Annotated in this window: 23 protein-coding genes; 12 read left to right on the top strand and 11 right to left on the bottom strand. The window is 39.0% G+C overall.

Translation table 11 applies throughout. The features are described 5' to 3' along the window. Positions 1 to 2 precede the first annotated feature (2 nt). The 3 genes from B9T66_RS00485 to B9T66_RS00475 are packed head-to-tail and all read left to right on the top strand — an operon-like array spanning position 3 to position 2,367. Positions 3 to 713, top strand: a complete 711-nt coding sequence (locus B9T66_RS00485; protein ID WP_095627032.1) for a methionine ABC transporter permease — start codon at positions 3 to 5, stop codon at positions 711 to 713. Positions 714 to 733: 20 nt separating this feature from the next. Beyond that, complete coding sequence (locus B9T66_RS00480) at positions 734 to 1,537, top strand: MetQ/NlpA family ABC transporter substrate-binding protein (RefSeq protein WP_095627031.1); 804 nt, start codon at positions 734 to 736, stop codon at positions 1,535 to 1,537. Between the two features lie 20 nt (positions 1,538 to 1,557). Further along, on the top strand, positions 1,558 to 2,367 hold the full coding sequence (locus B9T66_RS00475; RefSeq protein ID WP_095627030.1) for a MetQ/NlpA family ABC transporter substrate-binding protein: 810 nt from the start codon (positions 1,558 to 1,560) through the stop codon (positions 2,365 to 2,367). Between the two features lie 5 nt (positions 2,368 to 2,372). On the opposite strand, the gene B9T66_RS00470 is transcribed toward B9T66_RS00475, so the two are convergent. Genes B9T66_RS00470 through selA form a run of 3 tightly spaced genes read right to left on the bottom strand, consistent with a single transcriptional unit; the run spans position 2,373 to position 6,804 of the window. Further along, a complete protein-coding gene (locus B9T66_RS00470) occupies positions 2,373 to 3,419 on the bottom strand; it encodes a hypothetical protein (protein WP_095627029.1) in 1,047 nt (348 codons plus the stop codon). 13 nt (positions 3,420 to 3,432) lie between these two features. Beyond that, positions 3,433 to 5,313, bottom strand: coding sequence for a selenocysteine-specific translation elongation factor (selB, locus tag B9T66_RS00465; protein WP_257874550.1), 1,881 nt, complete (start codon positions 5,311 to 5,313; stop codon positions 3,433 to 3,435). Positions 5,314 to 5,322: 9 nt separating this feature from the next. Beyond that, entirely contained in the window at positions 5,323 to 6,804 is a 1,482-nt protein-coding gene (gene selA / locus B9T66_RS00460; protein ID WP_095627028.1) for an L-seryl-tRNA(Sec) selenium transferase, read from the bottom strand. A gap of 119 nt (positions 6,805 to 6,923) precedes the next feature. On the opposite strand from selA, the gene B9T66_RS00455 reads away from it, so the two are divergent. The 5 genes from B9T66_RS00455 to B9T66_RS00435 all read left to right on the top strand — a co-directional run bounded on the left by B9T66_RS00455 (position 6,924) and on the right by B9T66_RS00435 (position 12,591). Next, positions 6,924 to 8,327: a TolC family protein gene (locus B9T66_RS00455; RefSeq protein WP_095627027.1), complete on the top strand. Its 1,404-nt coding sequence runs from the start codon at positions 6,924 to 6,926 to the stop codon at positions 8,325 to 8,327. 9 nt (positions 8,328 to 8,336) lie between these two features. Then, complete coding sequence (locus B9T66_RS00450) at positions 8,337 to 9,332, top strand: HlyD family secretion protein (RefSeq protein ID WP_095627026.1); 996 nt, start codon at positions 8,337 to 8,339, stop codon at positions 9,330 to 9,332. Continuing rightward, positions 9,332 to 10,420, top strand: a complete 1,089-nt coding sequence (locus B9T66_RS00445) for an ABC transporter permease (RefSeq protein WP_095627025.1) — start codon at positions 9,332 to 9,334, stop codon at positions 10,418 to 10,420. Before B9T66_RS00450 ends, B9T66_RS00445 begins: the two co-directional genes overlap by 1 nt. Beyond that, positions 10,417 to 11,571: an ABC transporter permease gene (locus B9T66_RS00440; RefSeq protein WP_095627024.1), complete on the top strand. Its 1,155-nt coding sequence runs from the start codon at positions 10,417 to 10,419 to the stop codon at positions 11,569 to 11,571. The genes B9T66_RS00445 and B9T66_RS00440 overlap by 4 nt, the downstream gene beginning before the upstream one ends. A 159-nt stretch (positions 11,572 to 11,730) precedes the next feature. Then, complete coding sequence (locus tag B9T66_RS00435; protein ID WP_095627023.1) at positions 11,731 to 12,591, top strand: HDOD domain-containing protein; 861 nt, start codon at positions 11,731 to 11,733, stop codon at positions 12,589 to 12,591. A gap of 268 nt (positions 12,592 to 12,859) precedes the next feature. Here the strand turns inward: B9T66_RS00435 and B9T66_RS00430 are convergent, their stop codons facing one another. From B9T66_RS00430 to B9T66_RS00420, 4 genes are read right to left on the bottom strand one after another with little or no spacing between them, the layout of a single operon-like run. After that, positions 12,860 to 13,342, bottom strand: coding sequence for a c-type cytochrome (locus tag B9T66_RS00430; RefSeq protein ID WP_095627022.1), 483 nt, complete (start codon positions 13,340 to 13,342; stop codon positions 12,860 to 12,862). After that, positions 13,339 to 13,899, bottom strand: coding sequence for a hypothetical protein (locus B9T66_RS09065; protein WP_257874549.1), 561 nt, complete (start codon positions 13,897 to 13,899; stop codon positions 13,339 to 13,341). Before B9T66_RS09065 ends, B9T66_RS00430 begins: the two co-directional genes overlap by 4 nt. Beyond that, positions 13,847 to 15,007, bottom strand: coding sequence for an FAD-binding oxidoreductase (locus B9T66_RS00425; RefSeq protein WP_257874548.1), 1,161 nt, complete (start codon positions 15,005 to 15,007; stop codon positions 13,847 to 13,849). Before B9T66_RS00425 ends, B9T66_RS09065 begins: the two co-directional genes overlap by 53 nt. Next, on the bottom strand, positions 15,004 to 15,378 hold the full coding sequence (locus tag B9T66_RS00420) for a transcriptional initiation protein Tat (protein ID WP_095627021.1): 375 nt from the start codon (positions 15,376 to 15,378) through the stop codon (positions 15,004 to 15,006). The genes B9T66_RS00425 and B9T66_RS00420 overlap by 4 nt, the downstream gene beginning before the upstream one ends. 151 nt (positions 15,379 to 15,529) lie before the next feature. Between B9T66_RS00420 and B9T66_RS00415 the strand changes: the two genes are divergently transcribed. Continuing rightward, on the top strand, positions 15,530 to 16,333 hold the full coding sequence (locus B9T66_RS00415) for an aldo/keto reductase (RefSeq protein ID WP_095627020.1): 804 nt from the start codon (positions 15,530 to 15,532) through the stop codon (positions 16,331 to 16,333). A 55-nt stretch (positions 16,334 to 16,388) separates the two neighbouring features. On the opposite strand, the gene guaB is transcribed toward B9T66_RS00415, so the two are convergent. From guaB to pyrH, 3 genes are all read right to left on the bottom strand, one after another. Beyond that, complete coding sequence (gene guaB, locus B9T66_RS00410; RefSeq protein ID WP_095627019.1) at positions 16,389 to 17,834, bottom strand: IMP dehydrogenase; 1,446 nt, start codon at positions 17,832 to 17,834, stop codon at positions 16,389 to 16,391. Positions 17,835 to 17,849: 15 nt separating this feature from the next. Then, positions 17,850 to 19,208, bottom strand: coding sequence for an Asp-tRNA(Asn)/Glu-tRNA(Gln) amidotransferase subunit GatA (gatA, locus tag B9T66_RS00405; protein WP_095627018.1), 1,359 nt, complete (start codon positions 19,206 to 19,208; stop codon positions 17,850 to 17,852). Between the two features lie 78 nt (positions 19,209 to 19,286). After that, positions 19,287 to 19,997, bottom strand: coding sequence for a UMP kinase (gene pyrH, locus B9T66_RS00400; protein WP_095627017.1), 711 nt, complete (start codon positions 19,995 to 19,997; stop codon positions 19,287 to 19,289). A gap of 179 nt (positions 19,998 to 20,176) precedes the next feature. Here pyrH and flgE point away from each other — a divergent pair, with 179 nt between their 5' ends. Further along, positions 20,177 to 22,330, top strand: coding sequence for a flagellar hook protein FlgE (flgE, locus tag B9T66_RS00395; protein ID WP_095627016.1), 2,154 nt, complete (start codon positions 20,177 to 20,179; stop codon positions 22,328 to 22,330). Between the two features lie 54 nt (positions 22,331 to 22,384). Here the strand turns inward: flgE and B9T66_RS00390 are convergent, their stop codons facing one another. Beyond that, positions 22,385 to 22,945: a hypothetical protein gene (locus B9T66_RS00390; protein ID WP_095627015.1), complete on the bottom strand. Its 561-nt coding sequence runs from the start codon at positions 22,943 to 22,945 to the stop codon at positions 22,385 to 22,387. A gap of 76 nt (positions 22,946 to 23,021) precedes the next feature. Here B9T66_RS00390 and der point away from each other — a divergent pair, with 76 nt between their 5' ends. Beyond that, entirely contained in the window at positions 23,022 to 24,473 is a 1,452-nt protein-coding gene (gene der, locus B9T66_RS00385; protein ID WP_095627014.1) for a ribosome biogenesis GTPase Der, read from the top strand. Positions 24,474 to 24,520: 47 nt separating this feature from the next. Continuing rightward, entirely contained in the window at positions 24,521 to 25,450 is a 930-nt protein-coding gene (locus B9T66_RS00380) for a ribose-phosphate pyrophosphokinase (protein ID WP_095627013.1), read from the top strand. The last annotated feature ends 53 nt before the right edge of the window (positions 25,451 to 25,503 follow it).

The raw sequence follows: 25,503 nt of genomic DNA, 5'->3' as shown, positions 1-25,503 counted from the left end.
GTATGAAAGAATTTTTGCGTGCAGGGGATAGAATCTTTGAAGATATATTGCATTCTTTGTTTGGTAATGACATTATGTTTTTATTGATGAAAGGCTTGTGTGAAACAATTTATATGGTGGGATTTTCGATTGTTTTTGCTGTGATTTTTGGGTTGCCTTTAGGTATTTTACTCACCCTTACGCGTCCAGATTCTATTAAACCTATGCCTTTATTAAATAAAACGCTTGGTTGGGTAGTCAATATGATTCGCTCTTTTCCATTTATGGTGCTTATCATTGCATTATTGCCTATTTTTCGCCATCTCATTGGCATTAGCACAGGATCATCAGCAGCCATTATTGCTTTAAGTATCGCTGCCATTCCTTTTATCGCGAGGCTTTTTGAAGGTGCGCTTTTAGAAGTGTCTAAAGATCTCATAGAAGCCACGCAAAGTATGGGCGCTAATACATGGATTATTATTACTATGATGCTTAGTGAATCTAGACCTGCGCTTGTTAATGCAATTGTCATTACTTCCGTAAGCCTTATAGGCTATTCTGCGATGGCTGGGATTGTAGGCGGTGGAGGACTTGGGGATTTGGCATATCGCTTAGGCTTTAATTCTTTTAGGGAAGATATCTTGCTGTATGCCGTGCTTATTACTATGGTGCTTGTGCAAGTTATACAAAGTAGCGGTGATGGTATCGTAAAAATCTTGCGAAAGCACCGCTAAATTTTATATAAGGAGTTTTGATGAAATATGTATTGGGTGTTGTGGCATTAAGTTTCGCACTTTTTTTCAGTGCGTGTGGGAATGGAGAGCAGAGTAAGCAGACGCTTGTTGTTGGGGCTACGCCTGTGCCAGCTTCAGAGATTTTGGAATTTGCAAAGCCATTGTTGGCAAAACAAGGGGTAGATATGCGTGTGCAGGTTTTTACTGATTATGTAATGCCTGATGTTGCCCTTGATGATAAAAGCACAGATGCAAATTTGTATCAACATAAGCCCTATATGGAAGCACAAAATGCCCAAAGAGGCTTTAAGCTTGTATCTTTAGCACCAGTGTATGTCGTGCCACTTGGGTTTTATTCCAAAAAATATACAAAACTTGAAGATATTCCAAATGGTGCGGATATTGCCTTACCTTCTGATAGTTCTAATCTCGCGCGTGCGCTTATTTTGTTGCATGATTTTGGAGTTATTACACTAAAAGATCCTAGCAATCTTGCTAGCACTATAGAATCTGATATTGTACAAAACCCTAAGAATCTGCGTTTTCAACCCATAGAGGCTGCAGCATTGCCAAGAGCGTTGCCCACACTTGATGGTGCGGTGATAAATGCTAATTATGCATTGCAAGCTGGTATGAGTATAAAAGAAGCGTTTTTTCATGAAAATGAGAAGTCAGAATATGTCAATGTGCTTGTTGCAAGAGAAGATAATCAAGATGATGATCGTATTATCAAGCTTAAAGAAGTGCTTTTAAGCAAGGAAGTAGCAGATTTTATCCTAGAAAAATACAAGGGTGAAATACTGCCTGTAGGTATGCAACAATAATCTAACAAAAGGAGCTAGTTATGAAAAGACACTATATTTTAGCGTGTGTGGCAAGTGCATTTATGCTTTTTAGTGGGTGTGGTGAAAACACACAAAATGAGACCAAAAAAGAAATAGTCGAGCTTAAGGTTGGGGCTACACCAGTGCCTCATGCACAGATTCTAGAGGTTATTAAAGAGGATTTGCAAAAAGAGGGCATTAGACTTAATATTGTGGAATTCTCAGATTATGTAACACCAAACCTTAGTCTTAATGATGGGAGTTTGGACGCGAACTTTTTTCAGCATAAGCCTTATTTGTATGTGATGAATAAAGAGCGAAAACTCGACTTGGTGGCTGTGGCAGATATTCATATTGAGCCTATGGGATTGTATTCTACAAAAATCCATGATATTGCAGATCTTGGGCAAAATAACACTATAGCCATACCAAACGATCCAACAAATGGCGGACGCGCCCTTATTTTGCTTCACAACAAAGGACTTATTACACTAAAAGATCCTAGCAATCTTGCTAGCACAGAAGCTGATATTATTGACAATCCAAAGGGCTTAAAGATTGTGTCTGTAGAAGCCGCGCTTTTGCCTCGTATCATCAAAGAATATGATGCTGCGGTTATTAATAGTAATTTTGCAATTCCTGCGGGATTTACCTCTAAAGATGCGCTGATTATTGAAGATAGAAGTTCGCCTTATGTCAATGTGCTAGTGGTCAAGGCTAATAATGTCGATAATCCTCATATTTTGACACTCAAAAAAGTGCTTCAAAGCCCAAAAGTTAAGGAATTTATCGAGCAAACTTATAATGGTGAGCTTGTGCCAGTATTTTAGTGGGATTAAATCTCAAGAGCTTGGGTAATCTCACAAATTTTGGCAATTTTTTGTGCTATGAGTGTGAGATCGCTTGGGCTTAGATTCATAAAACTTATGCTTATAAGCTCTCGACAATGCGCATCTTCATAGCCAAGCTCTCGCAATACAAACGATGGCTTAAAATTACCTAGCAAACAATCCATACCATTAATGATGGCAATATCTTCTAGCAATAAGCTTTGCGCTAAGACACGGGCTTTTATTCCAGAGATTCTCAAAGCAAGGCAGTTTCCAAAACATTCTTGCAATGGTGTGAAAACGCCTATGCGATCACCCAAAAGATTTTGGAGATTTTCCAAAAGCAAGGCATTGTAATTTTGTGTGCAGTATTGCCACAAATGCGTATCATTTTGTAGTTGTTTGCACACATATAGCAGAGATTCTAAAAACCCATTTGGCAAGAGTGAATCTATATGTTGTGTGAGATGTGGGATAGAGTGTATGATGCAACCACTCCGCGGCATAAGCCCTATGCGCTCTGCATTGACTACAAACGCGATATTTGGGTGTGATAGGCTTGTGATACTCTCCCACGCACCTACTTGCAAAAGCGCAGATATTTCCACAAACAACACATACTCACGCCCCATAGAATCTAGAGCCTTGGCATATTCTAAAATAGGATTAATACGTAGAATGTCTTCATCGATATAGGGGATAAAATAATATTGCGCGTTGTGTGTGCAAAGAGATTGCGGCGTTGGCATAATGAGCTTTTGGAGATTCTCAAAGAAGTTAAAACTTTGATATGCTGCTTGTGAGAATCCTACGCTTAAAGCACTTTTTGTAGCACCAAGCTTTAAAAAAAGGGCGATAAAGTCTTCTTTGGTGCAACCAAAAAACTGCACATATTCACGCCCAAATATTTCCCCTATGCGTTTTTGGAGGGTTTTGGTATGTCTAGAATCTTCTAGGCTAAAGGGATTTGTGATACCAAATTCTTGGTTTGTGATAATAGCGCACGCTTCTTTGTTGCGTGCAAAATTTGCAAGGTATTCTAGTCTATACATTGTGCTCCTAATTTTATGGTGTAAAACGCAAGATTCGCTTATCGCCATCTTTGGTAATGTCTGCAAAATTATCAAGATATTCTAAATAATTGATAAGATATTTGCGACTTAATGGCAGTTTTGATTTAAAAAGTGTGATATCAATATAGCCTTGTGTGTGGATAATCTCACGCATTATTGCGACAAGTTTATTCATAGATTGTGTAGTGATAAAAAGATTATGTGCTACACGAAGGACTTTTTGGGATTTGGTGAGATTTTTTAAAACCTTATCGCCAAGTTTTCTATCAATCTCAAGATTCTCATAAAGATTATATGGTGCAATAGGTGCAAATTCTTGCTGTGATAATAGCTCATAGATTTTTTGCTCTAAAAATTCTTCTAGATTCGCAATATCATTATTTTTTGCGACAAAGAGTGAATCTTTTTGGAGAATAAATTTTTGTGCGAGGAGTTCAATGAGTGCAGTTTGTAACAATGAAAGAGATGCCCATTTGTATTTAAGCTGCAAACTTTGTGCGGATAGCAAGGCGTGTTTATTTTTGATAAAAATATCTAAAATCGCATTTTTTAGCCACTCTAATTCGCTTAATGGATAGGCGACAAGATCTTTAGAATCAAAAAAGACTTCTTTAGATTCATGCAAGTTTTGCAAGATAGTACTACTTTCTTGGTGGCTTAGTCCAAAGCGTTGTGTGGAGCTTACCACCCCAAAACCATGCCTATGAATGCGCGAGAGAATCTTAAAGGCTTGTGGAAAGTCTTTGGCTAAAAGCGCTTGGAGTAATGGGACTTTGGTTTTTTTCTTGATAGGGTCATTGATAGGATTTAGCACATACCCACCACACACGCTTATATTGCCCTCACGCAAAATAAAAGGCTGCATAAAAAGTGCAAAAATAGGCTCTTTTGCGCTAAGCGTGCAAAAACCTAGATCTTTATCAAGAATGGTAAGCTTAATAGGTAAGTGCTTAGCACCTATATAGAGTTCATAATTTGTATTGTGTTTTAGATTCTTATCTTCAAAGCAATGTATTTGCACATCGATACTATTTGCACCACGCACAAAGCCTTTTTGCGTGAGTAAAAATCCCCTTTGTAATTCGTTTGGGTTAGTGTGTGTGAGATTGAGTGCGACACGATGTGAGGGCGTAGCAAGTGTGCAGTCTGTGTCATGAATCTGTAGATTACGCACTTGGACTTGTTTTTGGAGTTCGCAGATATGTAGTTCTTGAGATTTGGTAATTTCGCCACTCATTAGTGTGCCTGTTACCACACATCCTGCTCCTGCGATACTAAAGGCTCTATCGATATAATACACAACCATACCATAATCGCGTTTTTTTGGCTTTGGCAGAGTTTGGAGAAGGAAAAGCAGTGGATCTATATAGGGATTTTGTTCAAATTCCTTGCCTTGTGAATCTAATAATGCAAAGGGCAGAGTGTCTATGAGTGCTATAGTATGTGTGCCAAAAAGCTTAGTGATTTCTGCTTTGCGTTGATTAATGAGTGTAGGGGTGGCTTTATCAACTTTGCTTAGCACGCATACACATTGTGTGATACCAAGCATATCAGCAATGGCTAAATGTTCGCGAGTTTGGGGCATGATCCCATCATCGGCTGCAACAACAAGTAGCAATACATCAATCCCATAAGCCCCAGCAATCATTTGTTTTACAAGCTTTTCGTGACCAGGGACATCAATAAATGCGATATTACGCATAGGGGTGTTGATATGTGAAAAACTTAGATCAAGTGTGATACCTCGTGCTTTTTCTTCTTGTAATCTATCGCCATCAAAGCCATTAATAGCTCGTATAAGAGAAGTTTTACCATGGTCAATATGTCCGGCTAAACCTACAATAATATCATTAGTGTCGTGTGTCATCTCCATTGTGTGCCTCTAGGATTTTTGGGATTGTAAGGAATGATCTATGGTTTCTAGTGCTTGGCATATGCGTTTTGTATCGCCCTCTAATAGCGTTCGCACATCAATAAGGACTTGTTGTTTGTGGATTCTTGTGATGATATGAAACTCTGTTCGTAAGCGAGATTCTAAAGCGCTTGCATGAATCTTATCACTTGTGAGTGCAATTGCGACACTTTGAAAGACTTTATCAGGCAAGCTCCCGCCTCCAGCTACAGAATCTACTTCAACCATCGTTGCTTGTATATGCGAGAGTGCGTGGGTTTGGAGCATTTGGAGTAGCTCTAGGGCGCGTTGGCGTAGTGCTTGTGGTGTGAGTGTGAGCATAGCAAGTGTTGGGATAGATTCTAAAGCATTGTGTAAATAGGCTTGTAAGGTCGCTTGTAAGACACTAATACAAAGTTTATCCACTCGCAATGCGCGTAAAAGATGATTTTGTTTGAGTTGTGCGATGAGGTGTGGCTTACCGGCAATAATTCCCACTTGTGAAGCACCAAAAAGCTTATCCCCACTAAAGCTTAAAAGTGATGGTGGTGAGGTGAAAATCTCGTGTAGAGTCGGCTCTTTTTGTGTGTGGGATAATGAGGTAGCAAGGGCTAAGTCCATCACGCAACCACTTCCTAAATCATAATAATCAATGAGGTTATGTATGTGCGCTAGTGTGCTAAGCTCTTGCATACTCACTTCTTGACAAAAGCCAATTTGCGCAAAGTTGCTTTTATGGGCTTTCATTAGCATAGCTGTGTGTGGCGTGATATGAGTTTGATAGTCTAAGAGATGTGTTTTGTTTGTCGCACCCACTTCTACAAGCACACTACCTGCGGATTTCATCACTTCAGGTATGCGGAATTCACCACCAATTTCTATAAGTTCTCCGCGTGAAATAATCACTTCCTTATCTTTTGCAAAAGTATTGAGAATAAGAAACACTGCCGCAGCATTATTATTGACAAGTAAATAATCATATTCTTGAGAAAATAGGGCTTTTAGTAGCGTATTGGCATGTGTGTATCGACTCGATCGTTTTCCTTGAGTGATGTCGTATTCAAGGTTAGAGTATCGCGTAAGAAGTGGCAAGATCTGTTGCATAAGGTTTGGCGCAAAGACACTTCTTCCTAAATTGGTTTGAAGCACCACGCCACTTGCATTGACTACAGGCACAAGAGAGGGTGTGGTGAGTTTGTGGTAGTCATGAGTGATAGATTGCAAGAGTGTGTGTGTGATGTATGTGGCTAAGGTGGTATGTGTAGAATCTGCGTGTGTAGAGCGTGAATCTATGTGTAAGGCAATCTCTGGATATGTAGTCATAAGCGTATTTTGTAATATGGCTTGGCGTAGAGAATGTATGTGTTGTTGAATAAGGGATTTTATAATAGTAGTGTTGTATGTCTCAAATTGCTTATGAGCAAGGAGTGTATCCACTTTTGGGAGTGCTTGTAAGAGTTCTTGTGTGTGCATAACTTACACCTTTGCAAAAATTTTGTCCTGCATTATAACATTCCTACACGCACTTATCAAATAAACCTAAGCATAAAGGCGTTATAATCAAGCTAGATTCTATAGCAATAAGGTGTAGTATGAGAATAATGCTATTTTTCTTATGGATAGGGATTATACACAATGTTCTAGGAGATTCTCAAAGTTTATATATTGCGCAAGATACAGATTCTAATAATGAAACACTTGAGACAATAGATGTTCGTAGCGCGTGGGATATAGTAGTGCATAATAATGATGGGCTAAAAGCTCAAGATTATAATGTGCAAAGAGCCCAAAAACTTGCGCTAGGATCTAAGCTAAGTTATTTGCCCGATGTGAGATTTAGTGGCGCGTATTTGTATTTTGATAATGCTATGAATCATCAGCTTATTTCACCCAATATCGGTTCTACATCTATCCCACAGCTAGATTCACTGCTAAGTGCGATTGGTAAGCCTGTTACATTTTTGCAACGCGATGTGATGATTGGTGCTTTAAATATTGTCTATCCGCTTTATACTGGTGGTGTGCGTATGGCAGGAATACAATTAGCAGAGATTGCCAAAAAAGATGCACAATTTGCCCTTGAGCTAAAAAAACTTGCTACTTTTGAGGAATTTATTAGTTTGTATTATGGTGATGTGCTTGCGCGTGAGATTAAAGATGTGTTTGCACAAGATTATGAAGCGACACAACTTCATTACCAAAATGCTCTAAATCTCCAAAAAAGCGGACAGATTGCGCGTATTGAAGTTCTAAGCTCTCAAGTAGCAAGTGACAAAAGCAAAAACAAACTTCATCAAGCACAAAATGCTTCCATAAGTGCCAATATTGCTTTACAAACTGCGCTAGATAATAAAAACATTACTCCTTCTTCAAAACTTATACTTTCACAAAAGCCACTGCAAGATGAAGAATATTATGTGCAAAAAACACTCGCAAACTATCCTGCTTTGCAATCTATGGATCTTAAAATAGAATCTGCCACACAAGCTACAAAAATTGCTCGTGGAGCATTCTTGCCACAGGTGGTGGGTATGGGAAGTTATATTGTGACAGATAAACAAGATTCACTACTTATCCAAGCTATGCCAAGATGGTATGTTGGTGTGGGCGTAAGTATGCCAATCCTTACGTCAAATGCGCGTATCCAAAAATACCAAGCCTCCAAACTCGCACAACTTGAACTAGAAAGCCTTAAGGCTCAAGCGACCAAGGATTTGACACTCTTAGTAAGAAGAACATACAAAGAGGCGGTGTATGCTAGAGAAGAATATAAGAATCTGTATTCTTCTATACAACTTGCCGAAGAAAACCTCAAACTTCAACAAAATGCCTTTAAACAAGGTATGGCGACAAGCACACAAGTTATTGATGCACAAAATATGCTTCAAAGCGCACTTATTGAGCAAAAAACTATTGCATACAAAGCCATAGTGGCTCTTGCCAAGCTTCTTGTGCTTAGTGATGAGATAGAAACTTTTTATGAATATCAACAATAAGGAGGAGTGATGAAAAAACAGCATATAGTGGTATTTGTGGGTGCGTGTATTGTTGTATCCATTGTTATTTGGCTTATTATCAATTTTTATAAAGCATATTCACCAAAACCCCAACAACTTCAAGGACAGATTCAGGCGCGGGAATACAAGGTGAGCTCCAAGGTTGCTGGACGCATAGAATCTATCCTTGTAAAACGCGGAGATTTTGTCAAAAAAGGCGATCTTATCTTTACCATAGAATCTCCAGAACTTCAAGCCAAACTTACCCAAGCACAGGCAGGATATGAGGCAGCCAAAGCTCTTTCCCAAGAAGCCCATAAGGGTGCTAGAATAGAAACAATTCTCTCGGCAAAAGATATGTATAATAGTGCCAAGGCTATGCGTGAGCTTACAGAAAACACATATAAACGCATAGATGATTTATATAACAAAGGTGTGGCAAGTCTTCAAAAGCGTGATGAAGCCTATACGGCATACCAAAATGCCAAATATAATGAAAGCACCGCTTATCAGCAATATAAAATTGCTCTTGATGGTGCGACCCAAGAAACCAAGGAAGCAGCCAAGCAAAAAGAGATTGCAGCAGCAGGGCAACTTAGTGAAGTAGAGGCTTATATTCAAGATATTCAAGCATATGCACCAGCTGATGGAGAGGTTTCTAATGTCCTTCTTGCCGAGGGCGAGTTAAGTCCTACGGGATTTCCTGTTGTAATGCTTGTGGATACAAAAGATGTATGGTTGCGCGTGGCGGTTTCAGAGGAATATCTTAAAGACTTCCAAAAAAATTCAGAATTTAGTGCCTTTATCCCCGCATTACAAAAAGAAATACGCTTCAAGGTGCAGTATGTTTCGGTAATGGGAGATTTTGCTACTTGGCGTGCAACTTCTAGCTCTAAGGGTTATGATTTGCGGAGTTTTGAGATACAAGCAGTGCCTTTGCAAAATGATGTTGAATTTGCTGTAGGTATGAGTGCTATTATCACACTTCCACCACAAACGCATTGATGAAAAAAATTCGGCAATTTTGGAAATTTCTTACAAGACGCTTTGTCTTGTTTTTGGTCTATTTTGTATTGCCTATTGTTTTGGGGTGGTTTATGTATGCAATTTTTAGTGCATCATTGCCTAGAGATTTGCCTATTGGGCTAGTAGATTTAGATCGCACAACCGCAAGTGCTGATGTGCATTTTACAATCAATGCTTCCCCAACAATGTATGTCAAACAAGAATATGGTTCAATCTTGGAAGCTAAATCAGATCTTGCCACGGCAAAAATTTATGCACTTGTAGTTATTCCGCACGATTTTCAAAAAGACATTATGCTTGGTAGTGGAGCTAAGCTTGCGCTATATTATAATGCGCAATTTGTGCTTGTAGGAAAGTCTTTAAATAGCGCATTTGCACAGATTGTTGGCACACTTAACGCTAAGCAGTCCGTGGCACAAAATCTTATCAAAGATCAAGACTTGCAACTTGCCCTTAGCAAGGCTATGCCAATTTTTTCACAAATTATTCCGCTATATAATGCTTCTAGTAATTACGCGCAGTTTTTGCTTACTCTCTTGTTGCCTTGTATGTTGCAGATTCTTAGTGCAGTTGCAATGATACAATTATTGCGAGGCACACCACATTCATTTAAAAGTCTTTTTGTGCGTTATGTAGGCAACACGATGATTTTTGTATGGTGGGGAATATGTATGTTGCTTTTGCTTAAGAATCTTGGTTATGAAGTGCGTGGAAGTTTTGGGCTATTGGTGATTGGCTTAGGTATCTTATTGCTTGGTATTAATGGCGTGGTGGTGTTTTTGCAATCACTTTTAGGGGATATCAAAAAAACTATTGGCGTTGTAGCTGTATATACGGCTCCATCACTAGCATTTGCAGGGGTTACATATCCACAAAATTCGATGAATCTTTTTGCATTGCTTTGGAGCAAATGTTTGCCTATATCAAGTTTTATGGAGCTATATATCCAACAAGCAAATTATGGAGGAAGTCTTGGTGGTGCATTGCAGATTCTAGGAGAGATGAGTTATTTTCTCATCTTTTTTGTATTGGGTAGTCTGATATATTATAAAAAGAGGGCAGCATGAGATTCTTATACGCTCTTATGAGTGAATACAAAGCGATTTTTACTAATAGAGTTGTGGTATTGGTTGTAGTCGTGGGTTCTATGGTTTATGGACTTTTGTATCCTATGCCCTATTTGCATGATATTGTTACAAAACAAAAACTTCTTATTGTTGATGAGGATAAAAGCACGCTTTCAAGGGATTTGATTTTTTTGGTGAGTGCGACTCCACAAATTGAGCTTGTAGCAGAAGTCCCAAATCTTACAGAGGCACAAGCCCAAATAGAAACATTTCAAGCTAATGGTGTGCTGTTTATCCCACAAGGTTTTGAATCTAATGCGTATTTGGGTGTGGGCACTATCATTTCTTATATGGGCAATGCCTCTTATTTTCTTATTTATGGTGCGATTGTGGAGGGCATACACAATGCCATAGATTCACTCTCCCAAAGAATCTATGAGCTTCATCACCTACACGCCTTAAGCACAGATAGCATAAGCTATGAAGCAATTCCATTATACAATCCAAGTTTAGGCTATATTAATTACGCATTAGCGGCTGTATTGGTGTTTATCTTACATCAGACGCTTATTGGTGGCAGTGCGATACTCACAGCATATCAAAATAGACTTGCGAAAGAATCTAGAGATTTGACGCGTGTGCAAGGTGCGTATTGGAATCACAAAGGATATATCGAGATATGCAAGATTGTTTTGGTGAGAATCCTCGCTTTTAGTAGCATATATTGTTTATGGTTTTTGTTTTACTTTGGTGTGCTTTTTGTTACTTTTGGGGTAAATATTCATGCAAGTATGGGAGATTTTTGGTGTTTTGGGATTATTTTTATTATGTGTTGTAGCGCCTGTGGTGTCCTGCTAGGTGCGCTTTTGGAAGATGAGAGTTTGCCAACACAAATTGTTTTTATTTCTTCTATGCCTTTAGTGTTTATTATGGGGTTTATTTGGCCTAGTGAGCTTTTGCCAAATTTTTTACGCGAATTATCATATTTGATACCCGCTTATCACGGAATTAGGGGACTTGTGAGCTTAAATCAAATGGGTGCTAACCTTAGTGATGTTGTGGGACATATGTGGGCATTGGGAGGTATTGGAATCTTTTGTGTGGTAATGAGTATTTTTGTGCTTTCCTACAAGAGAAAAGACGCTTCTTAAGCTTTTTAAAGTCCAAATGATATAGAATTAGCTTCTCTTTGAATATACGATACTTTGTTCTCAAATTGATATAGTGTTTTTGGGCATTTGTGTCGTTAAAGGTTATACAGGATTTTTCGATATAATCTTTATGAAACTTAAATTTTACAAGGTATCACAATGGATAATGAAGTATTATTAAAAACAATCGACAATCTTCCGCCACTTTCTGCTACCGTGACTAAATTGCGTGATTATATAGATTCTGCAGGGGCAGATGTAAATATGCAAGAAGTTGTCAAAATCATACAACAAGATCCATTGCTCACAGCAGAGCTTTTGCGTTTGGCAAATTCACCATTTTATGGATTTTCTCGTGAGATTTCTACGATTCAGCAAGTTGTTTCATTGCTTGGTATCAATAATGTCAAAAATGTTGCGATTGCAAATTCCATAAAAAGCACCTTTAAGGTTGATGTATCGCCTTATGGTTTGGATACACAGGAGTTTTTGGGAAATTGTATCAAGGAGACAAATTTTATTTCTGATTGGCTTTCTAGTGAGGATAAGAAACTTTCTCAAATGCTCGTGCCTTGTTCAATGCTTTTGCGTTTAGGGATTATTTTGTTTTCAAATTCTTTGCGTGTGCTTGGCAAGGATAAAGAATTTTTAGCAGCCCTAAAAGAAAATAATTTCCACAATATAAGTATGATTGAAGATGAATTTTGTGGGACAGATTCTTTATCATTTCTTGGGTTTTTGTTAAATCACTGGAAATTTGATGAAGCACTTATTGAAAGTATTTCTTATATCAATAGTCCACACTCCGCACACGATAGCGCGAAAAAAGGCGCTTATGCCTTAGCTATTACAAATTGCTTGTTTGAGCCACATCAGGGTGGAAGCGTGTTTAATATGCATAGGGCTCAAGATTTGATACAAGAAGCTAATGAGCAGGGCATAAAATTTTCACTCAATAATTTTATAGATACATTGCCACCGGATATGCGAGTAAATCTCGATAAGCCTTTTGATGACTAGGAGATTTGTAGCGTAATTTTTGTGCTTTTGTTTGTAAATTGGGTTGGTGTATGGCTTGAAGTTTTGCCATAGGATTGTGTTTTGCAATTTCTTGTATGTCTAGCATGTTTTTATGAATAGTTGTATTGTAATTTTTAGACAGAAGTTTAGAATCTATAGATATAGATTCTAAGTAATATCACGCACAACGCTGCGTATTGTGTTTGAAGAAATATCTCATATCTCTTATACGCTAGTTTTGTAGTAAGTAGATATGAGATTATGAGATTTATTTATAGTTTCTGCTTAGATAGGCTCCTAGATATTTTAGCTCTTCATCGCTTATCTCTGTTTTGCGAAAAAATGGCATAGAATGTTTGCCATAACGGACAAATGCGCTGACTACATCAGCACTCAAATCTGTTCGCTCTTCCAAAGCTTCAGGAATATCAAGACCTTTATAGACTATGCGCAATGCATTTGTGCCGGGCATACCTGCACCATGACATCCTTGACACCATCGCGCATAAACTTGCTGACCTTTTTGTTGCTCGGCATTGAGTGTTTGGCTATCTATACTTGAAAAAGCTGCCGGAGATCTTGGGTTATTTGGTCTATATTCATAGACACTCATATATTCTCCATTAGGAAGCCAATCTTGTGTTTGAGACTGCGCAGATTGCACATTAGTATCCTTGGATTGTGCGTTGAATGTGTAATAAACCAAGGCTATGATTAGTAGGATACAGATAAATAACAATACTTTTTTCATCGTTTGTCTCCTTTTAGAATTGCTTCATCGCGTCTATTATTTGCAAAGCGATTATCTCGTAGATTTTTTGGACAGATTCCACCACGACCAGGCGCTAAGATTCCATTTGGATCAAGATGATCTTTTAAATTCTCATGAAAACGCCTTAATGCGTGGTTATTAAACGAATATGCACCCATCACATCATCTTGGAATGTTGGTGCTGCTCTGTAATCCCCCCATCCATTTTGGGCAGCTACTTTTACCATAGCTCTATAGGCTTGGCGCACTTTGAGATTATATTCTCTATCTGTGCGTGAGTTATGGAAAGCAAGCATAAAGCAAAATGCTCTATACATCCAGCTTCTAGGGTGTGAAAATGGTGTGATTGGAGATTCCACATTTAGCTCACTAAATAGATCCATATACACATTTTGGCATTTTAAAAGTTCATTTCCATCGCGAGGAATGATTGGCGAAAACCATACATGCCCATCACTTGGATCAAATGTTTCACCTCTTGTGCTAATCCAAAAAATCTCCATATTTGGAATCCCAAGCGTTACTTTGTGTTTCATTTTCTTTTTTTTGTTCGAGATTCATAGGTAAATCATATTCTTCCACGATAGAAATATCTACACCCTCGATAACCTTAAAACGCTCTTTGATATAGTTTAGGTTTGCATCACACACGCTTTTGCAACCATACACAGACACATCAATATTCCAATATGGAATGCCATTTCTTAGTGCATAGTTTTGAATCTTATCTAGATCCGCTTTTCCATTTTTGGAGGTTAAGTAGCTTTTTAGCTCTGCATTCATAGGCTTGCCATATGGCGGATTGAGTGGGCTAAAATATTGTGGCCAACCAACAATAAAGCTATCTTCCAAATAATTTAGAATCTCAACAGCTGGAATCAAGTCTTCACGCCTTTTCATTTTGATAGAAAGGAGCATATAATGTTCTGGTTTTGGCATCATCCAAAAGCCCATTTTTGTAACAATCCCAAAGTTAGATTGCGAAAATAGCCCATCAACATATGGACCATACCCATATTTGTTTTCTGCAAAAGTCTTAGATCCCGGGAGCGCGCCCATACCTGTGCGCAAAATTTCTCCATTTGCAAGAACTACTTCCATACCACAATGAGAGCCAAAATGATCTCTATACATACCATAGCTATATCCCCATCCATGATCAAGCGCATTTCCAAGAGGTGAGCCCCAACCTGGATCAGGAATATCTAAAAACACATTGAGGTTATTTTTTTCAACATATTCATATAAATCAAAATAACTTACACCCGGTTCGACAATGCAGAAATTTCGTTTATCATTAACCTCGATGATTTTATTCATTCTTTTTAAATCCACAACCACTTGTCCTCTTTGTTGTGGCGCACAGCTTCCATAACCTAGATTTTTGCCTGTAGAGATAGGAAAAAGTGGAATCTTATATTCATTTGCAATTTTGACAATTGCTTGCACTTCTTCTACATTTTTTGGTGCTAGAGCCAAAGATGGAATTGGTTCATCTTCATCATCCCATTGAGGACTATACGCATCTCTATAGAGATTAAGATCCTCCTCACTTTTAAAAACCCATTCTTTGCCAAGCACTGCTTCAAATTTTGCTATTGCAGCCTTAAAGTCGCTTTCCTTAACATTGATTGGTAAAATCATATCCTCACTCCTTTTGGTGCTAAAATCCATGCATAAGCATTATCAAATTTTGTTTTATATGCGACACGCATACCATAGTCCTTCGCCATTGTGCTAAGAACAAAAAAGGTTGTTGCACTACTTACACTACCTACAAGCGCTCCTTCACTAAAGGCTTGTTTGAGTTCTGCGTAAATATCGCTAATGTCGCCATTGATATATAAGGTTTTGTCTGCCTGAAATGGCGAATTGATACCAACTTGTGTATCTTGTATAAAATATGTGAGTGTGATAGGTTGAGTTTCTGGAATTTCGATTGCGCCGAGGGCAGAAACGCTTAGGGCGCTTAATGCTGTGCTTTTCAGAAACTTCCTACGAGAAAAATTTCCCATAAAAACTCCTTAAAAGTAAAAAATATAGAGTAAAAGTTAAATAATATTTAACTTTATAAGTATTATATAAAGTATATTAAGGATTTATTAAAATACAATCATAATACATAGTATACATATATGTAGTTTTGTAAATAAGGAGTGAGATATTATGGTGTATGAGACGCTTAATAATGGATTGATGATACCACTTCTTGGGTTTGGGACTTATGGAGTGACAAACACACATACACTTATGATGGCGATAGATTGTGGATATCGCCTATTTGATACCGCTCAAATGTATGGAAATCAATCGCAAGTAGGCGCAGCGATACGAGACGCTATGAGGGCATATGGGTTAAAGCGTGAAGAGTTTTTTGTTACTACTAAATTATCTAGCAATATGAGTGGCGCGTATGCGATAAAAAGTATAGAATCTGCTCTTAAGATTCTCAATTTAGATTATATAGATTTACTTTTGCTTCACGAACCTTATGCACAATCCAAGGCAATGTATAATGCTATGGAAAGTGCCTATAAGCAAGGCAAACTTAAAGCCATAGGTGTGTCAAATTTTATACCAAGTGTTTTTAGTGAGTTTGTAAAGACTTGCGAGATACCACCAGCTATTAATCAATGTGAAGTGCATATATATTACCAACAGCCACATTTGCTCCAAGCTATGAAAGCTTATGGCACACTTGTGCAATCTTGGAGTCCTTTTATAGCAGGCAAGGGTGAGCTTTTTGCTAATCCTAGTTTAATACGCATTGCACATACCTATCACAAAAGTGTCGCACAGGTAGCATTAAGGTTTTTGGTGCAACAAGGCATTATAGCTATTCCAAAAGCTTGTAATCTAAAGCATATGCAAGAGAATCTTGAAATTTTTGATTTTGCGTTGAGTGTGGAGGATATGCAAACCCTTAGGGCATTGGATACAAACACGACACAATTTAGTTGGGGATATTAGTAAATAATAGAATCTAAGATCTGCTTAAAGCAGAGATTGCTTAGAATCTCACGCTTTATCCATGGTAATTTGGTGCTTCTTGTGTGATGATGACATCATGGACATGAGATTCTCTAAGCCCTGCTGAAGTGATCTCTACAAATTCTGCTTTTTCCCAAAGCTCTGTGATACTTCTACTTCCTAAGTAACCCATACACGAGCTTAAGCCACCTGTAAGCTGATGCACAACATCGCTAATCTTACCACGATATGGCACACGCCCTTCGATACCTTCGGGCACGAGTTTTTCTTGCGCTGTCCCTTCTTGGAAATATCTATCTGCGCTACCGCGTGTCATCGCACCGATACTACCCATACCGCGATAACTCTTATATTGTCGCCCTTGATAGATCATCAAATCCCCAGGTGATTCTTCTGTCCCTGCAAGGAGTGAGCCTATCATCACGCTTGAAGCACCAACAGCCAAGGCTTTGGCAATATCACCAGAATATTTAATACCTCCATCGGCAATGATAGGAATATCATAGCTTTTTGCAGCTTGTGCGCAAAGATCTATGGCTGAAATTTGGGGCATACCCACACCTGCCACAATCCTTGTTGTGCAAATGCTACCAGGTCCTATACCCACTTTTACCGCATCAGCACCAGCCTCTATGAGATCCCTCGTTGCTTGAGGTGTTACGACATTCCCCACGATGACATCAACGCTAAGCTTGGCTTTAATGTCTTTTAGTGTGCGTATGACATTTGCTGAATGTCCGTGTGCAGAATCTAACACAAGCACATCAACCCCAGCTTCTACTAACGCCTGTGCGCGTTCTAAGCCAAACACACCAACTGCTGCACCTACGCGCAATCGCCCAAAATCATCTTTATTAGAATTTGGATATTCGATGCGTTTTTGGATATCTTTTATAGTGATAAGCCCTTTGAGAATCTCGTTTTTATCGACTATAGGGAGTTTTTCGATTCTGTTTTTGTGCATAATGTCGCGTGCTTGTTCTAGTGTGGTCCCCACATCTGCGGTGATAAGTGGGGTTTTTGTCATGACATCACCCACTTTTTTTTGTAAATCTGTCTCAAATCTTACATCGCGATTTGTCAAGATTCCAATGAGCTTGCCATAATGATCCACCACCGGCACACCAGAGATTTTATAATTATCTGTGATAGCCTTTGCTTCGGCAAGTGTCGCATCAGCTAGGATATAGATAGGATCGACAATAACGCCACTCTCGCTTTTTTTCACTTTTTTGATTTGATCAACTTGGGATTGTATATCCATATTTTTGTGTATGATCCCAATCCCCCCAAGTCGAGCCATAGTGATAGCCGCACGATATTCTGTAACCGTATCCATAGCCGCGGACACAAGAGGAATATTGAGTGTGATATTTTTGGTAAGCTTGGTTTGGAGATTGACTTCTTTGGGCAAAACTTCCGAATATGCAGGAATGAGCAAAACATCTTCGAATGTGAGGGCTTTTTGTAAGATTTTCATAAAAACTCCTTAGATTTATGAGTTACCAAGTTCTTTTTCTAAACCATAGGCGATATTGAGGATTGTTTGTTCCTCGCAATGATTACCAATAAACTGCATACCAATAGGCAAACCTTTAAGGGTTGAGAGTGAATCTGAAGGCACACAAATCGCCGGTAATCCCGCAAGATTCACGCCAATTGTGTAAATATCGCTTAGATACATTTCTAAAGGCGAGGCAGATGCACCAAATTTAGGCGCAACACTTGGTGCTATGGGTGATAAAATCACATCACACGACATAAACAACTCTGCATATTGTGCCTTGATAAGCTCACGCACTTTTTGTGCTTTGAGGTAATAGGCATCATAATATCCGCTACTAAGCACAAAGTTTCCTAGCATAATTCTTCGCTTGACTTCATCACCAAAGCCTTGTGTGCGCGTATTGAGATATACATCAGCGAGGTTTTTGCAATGTGAAGCGCGATTGCCATAGCGCACGCCATCAAAACGCGCAAGGTTAGAGCTAGCCTCGGCTGTGCAAATAATATAATATGCAGAGATATGGTAGTTTGTTTCTAGCATATTTTGTTCGACTATGGTATGCCCCATAGATTCTAAAAGCTTGATAGTTTGTTCATAGCGCTCTTGTGTCTGTGTGTCTGCGCATTTTAGCCACTCACGCAAGACCCCCACACGATAGCGGATATTATTATCAAGGTTAGCAAAAGTGTTTGTAGAAGGGAGCTGTAGCGATGTAGAATCTTTGCTATCATACCCACTAATTGCATCAAGAAGTAAGCTTGCATCTTCGACATTTTGGGTAATTGGTCCAATTTGATCCAAGCTTGAGCTATAGGCTACAAGCCCATATCGACTAACTCTTCCATATGTAGGTTTCAAACCTACACAGCCACAAAATCCCGCAGGCTGTCTGATAGATCCACCCGTATCACTTCCTAATGATGCCACTGCCAAACCACCAGCTACCGCTGCCGCAGAGCCACCACTGCTACCACCAGGCACTCTTGAGGTGTCACGCGGATTTTTTGTGCGCCCATAACAACTAGATTCTGTAGTGCTTCCCATAGCAAATTCATCCATATTTGCACGACCAAACGCCGACATATGATTTTTGTGAAGATTGTCTATTACACTTGCGTTGTATGGAGCTTTATAACTTCTTAGAATCTTAGAGGCACAGGTAATCTCCCAATGCTTTACATTGATATTGTCTTTAATGAGGATTGGCACACCCTCATCATTAGAATCTTCAATCTCGCCTATATAGGCGTTTAGCTCCATATTTTCTTTGGCTTTTTGTTTGATGCGTTGTTTTAGTTCTGTAATCTCTTGCGGTTTGAGATTAAGCGCTTGTTTTAGTGTTAGCATAAGGACCTCGAAACAAAATTATTTAGGGAAATTCTGCCTGTAATTATAAAAATTCCAAGCTTAAAACGCACTATCACACTATTTTACAATCGAATACACACCTTTGTTGTGTTGTAAAATTTCTAGCAAGTTTCCACTTTTAAACATATTACAAATAAGAATTGGTAACTTATTTTCTCTCGCAAGGGCTATGGCAGTATCATCCATCACCTTGATATGCTCACGCAATGCCTCTTCATAGCTTACAGATTCTAGCATTTTGGCATCGGGATATTTCTTGGGATCTTTGTCATATACGCCATCAACTTTTGTTGCTTTGATGATGACATCTGCTTCAATTTCTATAGCACGCAAAGTCGCTGCACTATCGGTTGTAAAAAATGGATTTCCCGTTCCTGCGGCAAAAATAACAACTCGACCCTTTTGTAAATGGCGAATCGCTCGACGATGAATATAACTCTCGCACACTTCTTGAATCTCAATAGCACTTTGCACACGCACTTCTACGCCCAAAGATTCAAGTGCTTCTTGCACCGCCACAGCATTAATCACGGTGGCAAGCATACCCATATAATCTCCGCTTGTGCGGCGAATGATACCACCTTGTGCGGCACTCACTCCGCGTATGATATTGCCCCCACCAATCACTAGCCCTATCTCAAATCCTGCGTTTTTTAGCGTCTTAATTTCTTTGGCTATGTATTCTAAAATGCCTATATCAATTCCAAATCCACTCGCGCCACTCAATGCTTCACCAGAAAATTTAATTAGCACTCGCTTAACCTGCATAGCCTCTCCTTATAAGATTCATAAATTTTGTAAAAATTGTGTGGGATTTTACATAACCTTGCTTTAAAGCAAGCTGTAAAGAAGAATTATGTTTAGGTTACAAATTAAGCAGAGTATTTTGGCATAACTTTTGCTTTAAACCAAAACATAAATGAAAATTTTCAACACAAAGGATACATATGCTAAGGTCTCTGTGGTCTGGTGTGAGTGGTATGCAAGCCCATCAAGTTGCATTGGATGTGGAAAGTAACAACATTGCGAACGTAAATACCGTAGGTTTTAAATACTCTAGGGCGTCATTTGTTGATATGCTTTCACAAATTAAGCTGATTGCGACTTCACCCTATAAAAATGGGTTGGGAGGACAAAATGACTACTCAATTGGTCTTGGTGTCGGCGTGGAGGCAACTACAAAGGTTTTTTCTCAAGGTAATACACAAAATACAGATGTAAAGACAGATATTGCTATTGAGGGTGATGGCTTTTTTATTATAAGCCCTGATCGCGGCACTACACATAATTATACGCGTAATGGAGAATTTCTTTTTGATGCCAATGGAAATCTTGTAACTACAGGTGGGTATGTGGTGCAAGGTTGGGTGAGAGATACGCTTGATAGCGCTAATACCGCACAAATGAGTGAGTTTGACTTTTTTAGAGTGGATAATACCGGTCCAGTGCGTAATATCCAAATAGATCCAGGTATGGTAATGCCTGCACGATCAACCACAAGCGTAACATTGCGCGCTAATCTCAATGCCGGACGACACACAGAAAGTGTAGCGGATATAGCCGCACTAGATTCTACGGTTGCAACTGCTGCTGATGGCGTAGCACCGGTGTATGATTCTAGAGGGCGTCTTGCACAGGTGGGTGAAGATTTTGGTGTGCTATTTAATGGTGATGGTGATGCATTTGGCTTGACAGAAAATCAAGGTATTTGGATAAGCTATAAAAACGCTGTGATACGCAATGAGATTGAACGCACAGATGAAGTAAGCACTATAGGAATTAATGGAGAGGTTATAACCTTTAGCAACAATTCTGGTCTCACAGGTATTAGTAATGTCGTAGCTGCACAAAATGCTATTAACGCATATCGCGATAAAACCGGTGTAGAGGCATATGTAGATTCTGGTATGTTGCGATTAGAAAACCGCAACCAAATGGATGGAAGCGAAAAGGTTAAAAATATTCGTATTACTACCGGAGGGACAGGAGCATTTGCAAACTTTGTAGAGGGAGAGGAAGATATCACTGCATTTAGGTATCGCTACACAAAATCAAATGACGCAGATTCTACAACAGGACAATTCCGCACTACAGAGGATTTACGCGCATTGATTCAATATGATGCCAATATGATTAAAAACCCTGAAAAACAATACCACGAGAGCACCGCGAGTGTTGGTGTAACGGTAAATAAATATGGTATGTTTGAAATGGTAAATCAAAATGATGAAGATGGTGAGGTGCGAAATCTTAATATTTATGTGAGTGCGCACTCTTCAGGAAAAATTACAACAAATATTCTCTTTAGAGATACTATGAAAGCCTTAAATACCTCAATGTTTATTGAAGGTGGTCCTGTCATCGCGTCTGGAAAAATCAACAAAACCACGCATAGTACGAGTGTTGATGTGGTAGATAGTTTGGGTAGTAAGCATAATTTGCGTTTTGAGTTTTGGAAGACAGGTGATGCAGAATGGAGTTTTAGAGCTATCGTGCCTGAACCTGCACAATTTATCGGTGGGACTGCTGAGCGTCCTAATATTTTTGAGGGCGGTAGAGCGACATTTAACAGCGATGGAAGTCTTGCTGGTATGAATCCACCTATTGTGCAAATAGATCCTAAAAATGGTAGTAATCCTCAGCGTATCGAGCTTAAGTTTGGGGCAAACCAAACATTTGGCGGTCTTACAAGCGTGGATAAAATATCTGAAACATATGCTATTAACCAAAATGGTTATCAAGCAGGGGATTTGATGGATATACGCTTTGATTCTAATGGATCATTGCTTGGAGCATTTAGTAATGGTAAATCCATAGCCCTAGCACAAGTTGCACTTGCCAACTTTGCTAACAATGCAGGTTTGCAGGCTGAAGGTGGCAATGTCTTTTCACGCACCGGAAACTCTGGAGAACCTATGGTTGGAGCGGCAAACACTGGTAGGCGTGGTGGTGTGAGTGGAAGTAAGCTAGAGATGAGTAACGTGGATTTAAGTCGCAGTCTTACACAGCTTATTGTTGTGCAAAGAGGATTCCAAGCTAACTCAAAAGCCGTAACAACTTCCGATCAGATTCTAAACACACTTCTAAACCTTAAACAATAATTTCCATAGAGATTTGGGATAAATCTAACCCCAAATCTCTTACTCTTGCTGAATCTATAGTGTTTCTTGCGTATTCGTGTCGCATTCTAGTGAAAAAACGATATTTTGTGAATCTCGCGCATAATTTTTATTCCAATCTAAAATAATTTCTGAACGACTTGCATTGCGTATGAAGACATTGCTGCGTATGAGGACACACGAATTTTCTATGATGTCTTTTGAAAAGTTTTCTATGACTAAAATGTCGGGTTTGACTGCTTTTAGGGCATATGTTTTTGGTGCGATTTGCGCATATAGGTTTGTTTTGTTATTGCTAGTGTAGTAAGAATTTGAATCTGATCGCGTGCTAATAAAGCCATTTTTGGTGCGAATGATGCGGATTTTGTCTGTAGATTCTAAATTTTTTCCCTCGATAAAATCTTGTAGTGTTTGGGAAATGATATAAAGTGCGAAATTCTCATTGTATGCACCTAGACGAAAATCTTGCGTTTGCAATGGATAGGAATTGCCCTCAACAAAGCCGATTTGATTATGTGTTTGTGGCTCTTGAGAGAGGACAAATGTATCTGCACATGCACCACATACGATAAATAAAATACCTAGAATGCCTTTCATTACCAACCTTTAATATGTTTTGTATCAAAGTTACTGTAACATATCGCCTAAATTTTCTTTGCTTTAAGGGAGCATGATGAAAACCATTGCGATTTTGGGCAAACCAAATGTGGGCAAAAGCTCGCTATTTAACCGCCTGTGCAATCAATTAGACGCTATTACTTCTGATGTGAGTGGGACGACACGAGATATTAAAAAGGGCGTGTGTCGTATCAATGGCATTTCATGTATTTTGCTTGATACAGGCGGTATTGATGCCAAGCAAAATGCAGAATCTCTTACTGATAAAAAACAAAAAAAACATGCTTATAAACAGGCTGAACTTTTTAAACGCGTCTCTAGTGCGAGCATACAAGCAGGACTTAGTGCGGATTTGGTATTGTATATGGTCGATGGGCGTGGGGCAATCGATGATGAAGATAAAGAAGTGTTACGCAAGATTCAAAAACATAAGCGTGTCTTTTTGGTGTTAAATAAAATCGATAATGACAAACTCAAGGAAAGTGCGTGGGAATTCCAAAAGCTTGGCGTGGAGGAGTTATTTTTTATTTCTGTAAGTCATAATCGTGGTTTAAGTATCTTGCTTGAATCTATTGGTGCGGCGTTGGATTTGGTGCAAAATAATCCCGACGATGACGAGAGTTTAGAGGAGTTTTTGCACTCTGCTGAAATGGCACAATCTGCGCAATCTCTAGATTCTAATGCAGATTCTATCCATACACAATCTGATGAGAATCTTATCAAAGTAGGGATTATTGGGCGTGTGAATGTGGGCAAAAGCTCATTGCTTAACGCACTTTTGGGCATAGAGCGTAGCATTGTTAGTGATGTCGCTGGCACAACTATCGATCCAGTTGATGAGCGCACAGAGTTTGAAAATCATATATTTGAATTTATCGACACCGCAGGAATCCGCCGTGCAGGTAAGATTGAGGGTATTGAAAAATATGCGCTTGATAGGACAAATAAGGCTTTGGAAAAATCTCATATTGCACTCCTTGTTCTTGATGCGAGTGAGGGCTTTGTCGAGCTTGATGAAAAAATTAGCGCACTTGTCCCTAAGCATAATCTTGGGGTTATCATCGTGCTTAATAAATGGGATAAGGCACACACAGAGCATAAGGCTATGATAAAAGAATTGCGCTATAAATTTAGATTCTTAGAATATGCGCCGGTGGTGTGTGTAAGCGCTCTCACAAAGCGTAATATCATGACACTAAAAAAGCAGATTCTAGCAGTGTGGGAGAATTTTAATCGCCGTATTCCTACTTCTGAACTTAATGCCCTAATCCTTGAGGCTACAAAAAAACATCATCTTCCAAGCGATCATGGCAAGATTGTAAAGATTTATTATGCCACGCAGTTTGACACGCGTCCGCCTCAAATTTCTCTTGTCATGAATCGTCCAAAAAGTTTGCATTTTAGTTATAGACGTTATCTTGTTAATTCCTTGCGTGAGTGTTATGATTTTAGCGGCGTGCCTATTCTTATAAGTCCCAAGGACAAAAAGGGTCAAGATTTAAGCTAAAGTTTTTTATAATGCAGGGTTTAATTTAGAGGAATAAAAGGTAGGCAATGAGGAGTTATAAGATTTTTTGTGGATCGGCACATCCAGAGTTTGGTAGTGAGATTAGTAAGTATTTAGACATTTTACTCTCTAGTGCGTCTATCACGCGTTTTAGTGATGGAGAAATCAATGTGCAAATTGGTGAATCTGTGCGTGGCAAAGATGTATTTATTATCCAACCTACTTGTGCTCCTACAAACGATAATCTTATGGAGCTTTTGATTATGACTGATGCACTAAAGCGGAGTGCGGCAAATACGATTAATGCAGTTGTGCCATATTTTGGCTATGCAAGACAAGATCGCAAGGCTGCACCGCGTGTGCCTATTTCTGCAAAGTTAGTGGCTAATATTATTCAAAATGCTGGGATAGATCGCCTTATTACTATGGATTTACACGCAGGGCAGATTCAGGGATTTTTTGATATTCCTGTTGATAATTTATATGGTTCTGTGGTATTTCGTGATTATATTAAATCTAAGCATTTTAGTGATCCTATCGTAGCAAGTCCTGATATTGGGGGCGTTGCTAGGGCTAGATATTTTGCAAATAAGCTTGGACTTGATTTGGTGATTGTTGATAAAAAACGCGAAAAAGCTAACCAAAGCGAAGTGATGAATATCATCGGTGATGTGAATGGAAAAGATGTCATTTTGATTGATGATATGATCGATACTGCTGGGACGATGTGTAAGGCTGCTGATGTGCTTAAACAACGAGGCGCAAAGAGTGTGATCGCTCTTGGGACACATCCAGTGCTTAGTGGTCCTGCATTTGAACGCATAGAAAAAAGTGTGCTTGATGAGGTCGTGGTAACCAATTCTATTCCATTGGCACACAAAAGCACAAAAATCAAAGTGCTTAGCGTTGTGCCACTTTTTGCCGAAGTGATACGCAGAATCCACTATAACGAAAGTGTAGATTCACTTTTTATCTAATGCGTTGTTGGTGCGTGCTACATATAGAAATTATTATTTGATGATATTGCAAT

This window comes from Helicobacter sp. TUL (assembly GCF_002287135.1).
Taxonomy (GTDB): Bacteria; Campylobacterota; Campylobacteria; order Campylobacterales; family Helicobacteraceae; genus Helicobacter_F.
Note: the sequence above shows the minus strand (reverse complement) of the source record. Positions and strands in the feature narration are given on the sequence as shown.

Coding starts and splice junctions, on each gene's coding strand:
- B9T66_RS00485 (WP_095627032.1), top strand. CDS start 3: ATGAAAGAATTTTTGCGTGCAGGGGATAGAATCTTTGAAGATATATTG.
- B9T66_RS00480 (WP_095627031.1), top strand. CDS start 734: ATGAAATATGTATTGGGTGTTGTGGCATTAAGTTTCGCACTTTTTTTC.
- B9T66_RS00475 (WP_095627030.1), top strand. CDS start 1,558: ATGAAAAGACACTATATTTTAGCGTGTGTGGCAAGTGCATTTATGCTT.
- B9T66_RS00470 (WP_095627029.1), bottom strand. CDS start 3,419: ATGTATAGACTAGAATACCTTGCAAATTTTGCACGCAACAAAGAAGCG.
- selB (WP_257874550.1), bottom strand. CDS start 5,313: ATGGAGATGACACACGACACTAATGATATTATTGTAGGTTTAGCCGGA.
- selA (WP_095627028.1), bottom strand. CDS start 6,804: ATGCACACACAAGAACTCTTACAAGCACTCCCAAAAGTGGATACACTC.
- B9T66_RS00455 (WP_095627027.1), top strand. CDS start 6,924: ATGAGAATAATGCTATTTTTCTTATGGATAGGGATTATACACAATGTT.
- B9T66_RS00450 (WP_095627026.1), top strand. CDS start 8,337: ATGAAAAAACAGCATATAGTGGTATTTGTGGGTGCGTGTATTGTTGTA.
- B9T66_RS00445 (WP_095627025.1), top strand. CDS start 9,332: ATGAAAAAAATTCGGCAATTTTGGAAATTTCTTACAAGACGCTTTGTC.
- B9T66_RS00440 (WP_095627024.1), top strand. CDS start 10,417: ATGAGATTCTTATACGCTCTTATGAGTGAATACAAAGCGATTTTTACT.
- B9T66_RS00435 (WP_095627023.1), top strand. CDS start 11,731: ATGGATAATGAAGTATTATTAAAAACAATCGACAATCTTCCGCCACTT.
- B9T66_RS00430 (WP_095627022.1), bottom strand. CDS start 13,342: ATGAAAAAAGTATTGTTATTTATCTGTATCCTACTAATCATAGCCTTG.
- B9T66_RS09065 (WP_257874549.1), bottom strand. CDS start 13,899: ATGAAACACAAAGTAACGCTTGGGATTCCAAATATGGAGATTTTTTGG.
- B9T66_RS00425 (WP_257874548.1), bottom strand. CDS start 15,007: ATGATTTTACCAATCAATGTTAAGGAAAGCGACTTTAAGGCTGCAATA.
- B9T66_RS00420 (WP_095627021.1), bottom strand. CDS start 15,378: ATGGGAAATTTTTCTCGTAGGAAGTTTCTGAAAAGCACAGCATTAAGC.
- B9T66_RS00415 (WP_095627020.1), top strand. CDS start 15,530: ATGGTGTATGAGACGCTTAATAATGGATTGATGATACCACTTCTTGGG.
- guaB (WP_095627019.1), bottom strand. CDS start 17,834: ATGAAAATCTTACAAAAAGCCCTCACATTCGAAGATGTTTTGCTCATT.
- gatA (WP_095627018.1), bottom strand. CDS start 19,208: ATGCTAACACTAAAACAAGCGCTTAATCTCAAACCGCAAGAGATTACA.
- pyrH (WP_095627017.1), bottom strand. CDS start 19,997: ATGCAGGTTAAGCGAGTGCTAATTAAATTTTCTGGTGAAGCATTGAGT.
- flgE (WP_095627016.1), top strand. CDS start 20,177: ATGCTAAGGTCTCTGTGGTCTGGTGTGAGTGGTATGCAAGCCCATCAA.
- B9T66_RS00390 (WP_095627015.1), bottom strand. CDS start 22,945: ATGAAAGGCATTCTAGGTATTTTATTTATCGTATGTGGTGCATGTGCA.
- der (WP_095627014.1), top strand. CDS start 23,022: ATGAAAACCATTGCGATTTTGGGCAAACCAAATGTGGGCAAAAGCTCG.
- B9T66_RS00380 (WP_095627013.1), top strand. CDS start 24,521: ATGAGGAGTTATAAGATTTTTTGTGGATCGGCACATCCAGAGTTTGGT.